Consider the following 2,440-nt stretch of genomic DNA (forward strand, 5'->3'; position numbering starts at 1 on the left):
AAGTCTGGGTCTCACCTTACCCGATTGGAGTGCTTATTATCCATACAAACTGTTTAAGAGTGATTCGCAACGCTTGGCATTTTCACTATGCGTTGCGTTTAGTGTTTAAGGTGGTATGCGGAAGCATCGGTATTGCGTTGCTCACATATATGGTCTCCCCCAGTTTTGCAAGTCAGCAGCATGATTAAAAGCGCAGGTTAACTTCCATATATACGGCCTGTTTAACGGCTATTGCCTTGGCCAAGATGAGGAAGTCGAACACGAAGTCCTAATCACCTTATCGACTTTGTAAGACAGTGTGAGTATAAGGTTTTCAACGTGTAGAATTTGTCCTGTTATTCATCTTACTACGTACTGTGCAAAGGGTTGGTGATCATCATTAGCTTTGTTTTGGTTGATACTCTTCATTTTTAGTTATAACGGCCCACGCTATGCGCATGAGTTTGTTTGCTAAAGCGACAGCGGCTCTGTTTGGCCCTCGTCGTTCTTGGAGTTCAAGCATCCACTTACTTAGATTATCGGATTTAAATTTGGCGCGCCTCAGCGCTGCTCTTGCACCATGAACGAGAAGGGAGCGGATATACGTGTTGCCTCTTTTGGTTATTCCTAGAAGAATGACTTTGTCGCCGCTGGTATCTTGCTTTGGTACAAGCCCCATTGCGGCGGAGGCATCTCTACCGGTTTTGAACTGTTGTCCAGAGCTAAGCCATACCGCAACGGCTTGGCTAGTGAGTGGCCCAAAGCCTGGAATAGACATGAGTCGCTTTGCGTTTTCGAACTGCTTGATGGTTTGGTTAAGTTTATCGTCGAACCATTTTACTTGTTCGTCGATGTATAAATATCGTTCGTACTGATGGGATAGCAGCTCTCTTAATATACAAGACAGTTGGTTTTCATCGTTCTCGAGTATTTCGGGTATGGCCTTTCTGAAGGCTGCGGCTCCTTTGGGCATAATGATGCCGTATTCAGATATGAGGCCACGCACTTGATTAACGATGCGAGTTCTTTCAGTGACGAGCAGACGTCTCATTCGAATAAGAGATTGGATGTCTTGTTGCTCGAGGGATTTATGAGGCACAGGGTGAGGTCTTTTATAGAGCGCGACTTCGGCAATGGCTTCAGCATCGTTATAGTCGTTTTTCTGTCTACGCCTTTGAGTTTTCACATGTTGGGGGGCGTAGAGTATGACTTCGTGACCGAACTGAGAGAATTCACGAGCCCAATAATGGGCACCAGAGCATGCTTCCATAGCAATGGTACAAGGCTCTTTATTGGCGATGTAGCTAAGTAGCTTACTTCGTTGGAGTTTTTTACGAGAAAGGTTCTTTCCTTTATGATTGATTTCAAAAAGAAAGAAGATATTTTTTGCTAAATCGATGCCGATAATTTTATGCTGAGTCATGGTCTTCTCCTTTTACTTCGGACCTGAACACTCCAAGCATGGCTTACAGTCATGTGAAGTGGTAGGGGGAGACCATCTCATCACCTTAATGCGGCGTTATAAGCTCATCGTTAAAAAAAGAGATATGAGTCGAGCTTGAGTCTTTTTTATACATTTTCTTTCTGAGACTATTTCATACTGTTCGAGCGGAGGGCAATATGAAAGAGCTAAGATTAACAAACGCTATGATCACGTTCATTTTGGGAATGATTATCGCGGGTTTAGTTTCAAAAGGGAGTTTTTTGGGGACGGCGTTCAAATATCCTTCAGATTTTATGTTTATAGTGTTTGGTGGCCTACTAGCATTCCTGATTTCTGGAGTTTCAATTAGGTACTTGAAGAAAGGCTATTGGAAAGAGTCAGCGTTAATGTATCCAATTTACTATTATGGTTCTTTTGGGCTTTTTGCAGATGGTCATTTAGCAGGTTGGACGCATAGTGGCAGTGTTGGGGAAAAACTAATGATGTCTCAAATATACATTTTGCTATCACTCGTTTCGGTATTTATTCCACTTATTATCGCTGCAATCTCGGTTGCTCACATTGTTTTATTGAGATCAGAGGTGAAAAAAGTACGAACATAACAAGAGACAGTGGCGTCAATAGCTAATTTTTGACGCTATCTTTATCCCACATTACACCGTCTCTTAGTATCGAATTTAAGATAACAACCATCTTTCTCATTTTAGACTGATTCCCAACGCTTGGCTTTTTTGGTTTTAGTTCCGTGCTTACGGTGTACAAATTAAGTGAAGTGAGAGTGTTGCTCGCACCTTTATGCGCATTATAACTTGTCTGCCTTATTACACTTATAGGGGGGAACCATGTACCTTTAAAGAATGTCCAACATTTAGATGTTCAAATATTGAGGTTCCGATGAATTTTCTCCGTAAGTATAAAATAAGCGTCCTTTTCTGTATCAGCGGTATTTTGTGTTTAATTGCTTATAACTGTAGTGGTACGGTGAATTTGGTCACTTAGTTAGAGGTGATATCATCA

3 protein-coding genes and 1 pseudogene are annotated in these 2,440 nt (G+C 41.8%); 2 read left to right on the forward strand and 2 right to left on the reverse strand.

The genetic code is table 11. From position 1 onward, the window contains the following. Positions 1–188: hypothetical protein (locus WR49_RS21760; RefSeq protein WP_331428911.1), on the forward strand; the 188-nt coding region annotated here is incomplete at its 5' end. A gap of 191 nt (positions 189–379) precedes the next feature. Here the strand turns inward: WR49_RS21760 and WR49_RS20590 are convergent. Next, on the reverse strand, positions 380–1,402 hold the full coding sequence (locus tag WR49_RS20590; RefSeq protein ID WP_046225263.1) for an IS110 family transposase: 1,023 nt from the start codon (positions 1,400–1,402) through the stop codon (positions 380–382). Between the two features lie 197 nt (positions 1,403–1,599). Between WR49_RS20590 and WR49_RS20595 the strand changes: the two genes are divergently transcribed. Next, positions 1,600–2,025, forward strand: a complete 426-nt coding sequence (locus tag WR49_RS20595) for a hypothetical protein (protein ID WP_046225264.1) — start codon at positions 1,600–1,602, stop codon at positions 2,023–2,025. 22 nt (positions 2,026–2,047) lie between these two features. Here WR49_RS20595 and WR49_RS21680 read toward each other — a convergent pair. Next, positions 2,048–2,161 (reverse strand): annotated as a pseudogene (locus WR49_RS21680) (IS110 family transposase); the annotation flags it as partial. Positions 2,162–2,440: the final 279 nt, after the last annotated feature.

Origin of the sequence: Vibrio sp. ECSMB14106 (assembly GCF_000972265.1) — a bacterium.
GTDB classification, from domain to species: Bacteria; Pseudomonadota; Gammaproteobacteria; order Enterobacterales; family Vibrionaceae; genus Vibrio; species Vibrio kanaloae.

Bases quoted from the DNA above. Each gene is read 5' to 3' on its own strand.
- WR49_RS20595 (WP_046225264.1), top strand. From the start codon at position 1,600: ATGAAAGAGCTAAGATTAACAAACGCTATGATCACGTTCATTTTGGGA.
- WR49_RS20590 (WP_046225263.1), bottom strand. From the start codon at position 1,402: ATGACTCAGCATAAAATTATCGGCATCGATTTAGCAAAAAATATCTTC.